This window comes from Chitinophaga sp. (assembly GCF_035564935.1).
In the GTDB taxonomy this organism is placed as follows: Bacteria; Bacteroidota; Bacteroidia; order Chitinophagales; family Chitinophagaceae; genus Chitinophaga.
In genome coordinates, this window is the sequence record NZ_DATMTE010000510.1 from 1 (window position 1) to 1,961 (window position 1,961).

The window sequence follows — 1,961 nt, forward strand, 5'->3', positions numbered from 1 at the left end:
CAAAAATTTCAAGCTGAAGATCCGGCATGGCAGGATGTAATAATTTTAAAATAAAATCGCGGGTGGCGTTACGGTCCTTGCTGCCTTCAGGCCCCGTGTGATTAATAAAGTCCGGGGCCACTATTTCTTCAAAAGCCTGCAGGTTGCCTTTCACGAGGAACTCTTCATTAAAGCGTTTTACCACTGCTTTATTCTTTTCGGATAATGTTTGCATTTTCTTTTTTTTATGCACACAAAATTATCGCGGAATATTTACGGCGGGTAACGGGAAAAGCTCAGATGATCGCCTTTTTGGCTCTGACATGATTGGGAGTAACGCCGTAGCGCAGTTTAAAGATGCGGATAAAATGCGACGTGCTTTCAAAGCCACAAGTGGCGGCGATTTCGGCTACCTGTTGTGTAGTGGATTCCAGCAATGTATGTGCATAAGACAGCCGTTGTTCGTTGATCCACCGGCGGGGAGATGTTTGATACTGCTGCTGGAAATCACGTTTAAAAGAAGCCAGGCTGCGCCCCGATAATCTTGCCATCTCCTCCAGGGTAACCGGCTGGAACAGGTGTTGTTTTACGATAAAGCTAATATCCTGTGGTTGCGCATATACAATTTGCTGCATAAAGGCAAGTACACAAGTATGTTGTGGTGTACCCAGCAACAAAAGGAATGCTTCGTATAATTTCACAGACAGCAAAGCAGTCATGGTGGATGGCTCCTGCCTGAAGTAGGCGGTATATTGTTCCCTGAAGGCCTCCAGCAAAGGAGTTACGGGAACCGTGAGATAGTTGGTGGCAGCAGCTTTTACCGGCGTAGTGTAATTGTATTTGTGCAGGAACCTGCGCAGTTGTTCATCTGAAAAATATAACAGCAAACTTTGAAACTGTAATCCATCTTCCACAAAATCTGACATCACATAGAATCCGCGTTTCATTAACAACATAGAACCGGCTTCTACTTTCACGGTATGCTGATCGAAATGCAACAACTTATGTCCTGTTAATACGAATATCATTACATTTTCCGTCAGGAATATGGTGCGCTTGTCGGCTTTGTTTCTTTGCTTCAGCTGGGCGAAATGGAAGTTGCCTGCTTTCAGGATCTGTTGTCCCTCCTGGTTTGTGGGAAATTTGACTAGCATGGGGTAAAGGTAAGGGAATTTGGTTTTTAACCTTTCCCCAACCCAAACGTTACTATTAATGGCAGCATTTTTGAAACCATTTCCAAAACCTGATGCTATGCGTCTTCTCATTATTTTCTTTTCGCTTCTATCCGCTACTACTGCGGTAACCGCCCAGCAAACCGCCTGGCTTATCACTCCGGGAAAATCTATCGGGCAGATAAAACTTGAAGCTCCGGCCCAGAGCCTTTCTGTATTGGGGAAACCGGACGGCGGCGATGCTGCTATGATGAAGGCCTGGCGGATCTGGTACAGCCGTAAAAAAGATAACAGTATCGATTCTTCACATATGCTGGCAGTATTTACTGCCATGCGCACCCAGGATACACAATATGTAAAACAGATCCGGGTAAATTCACCAAAGTTCAGAACCGCCAGAGGGGTGGGACCCGGAAGTACTATTGCTGCTATCAGGAAAGCATATCCTGATGTGCAAAAAGCACAGGCTTATGAATCTGCTAATAAGGCGAGAAAGATTGTGGTATACGAAGACAAGAAACTGGGAATTGCTTTTGAAACGGCTAATTCCCGGAAAAGAAAACCGGTTTGTTCTATGGTAGTTGTTTTTGATCCCGGAGAATCTGCTGCGGGAGTCCTGGATTTTCATGCAGGGTTTGATCTTATGAACCCTGTGGCGCCATAGCGTTACGGCGATTTTTATCTTATCTCATTTGCCGGTCCGTTCATGATTGCATGCCCGGGGATGTTCATCTGGCAGCGTTAAAAAACTACCTGGTGTGTAGCTTTAATCACTGAAATGACAAATATGCTTTGTGTATGACTCAGGTT

At 45.0% G+C, this 1,961-nt stretch carries 2 protein-coding genes and 1 pseudogene; 1 reads left to right on the forward strand and 2 read right to left on the reverse strand.

Features of this window, described 5'->3' with window-relative positions:
* Positions 1-214: pseudogene (locus VN105_RS13005) on the reverse strand (ester cyclase); the annotation flags it as partial.
* Positions 215-275: 61 nt separating this feature from the next.
* Positions 276-1,133 carry an AraC family transcriptional regulator gene (locus VN105_RS13010; RefSeq protein ID WP_325641517.1) on the reverse strand — a complete coding sequence of 286 codons (858 nt, stop codon included), beginning with the start codon at positions 1,131-1,133 and terminating at the stop codon, positions 276-278.
* A gap of 97 nt (positions 1,134-1,230) precedes the next feature.
* Here VN105_RS13010 and VN105_RS13015 point away from each other — a divergent pair, with 97 nt between their 5' ends.
* Entirely contained in the window at positions 1,231-1,815 is a 585-nt protein-coding gene (locus VN105_RS13015; protein ID WP_325641519.1) for a hypothetical protein, read from the forward strand.
* Positions 1,816-1,961: the final 146 nt, after the last annotated feature.

Coding starts and splice junctions, on each gene's coding strand:
- VN105_RS13015 (WP_325641519.1), top strand. CDS start 1,231: ATGCGTCTTCTCATTATTTTCTTTTCGCTTCTATCCGCTACTACTGCG.
- VN105_RS13010 (WP_325641517.1), bottom strand. CDS start 1,133: ATGCTAGTCAAATTTCCCACAAACCAGGAGGGACAACAGATCCTGAAA.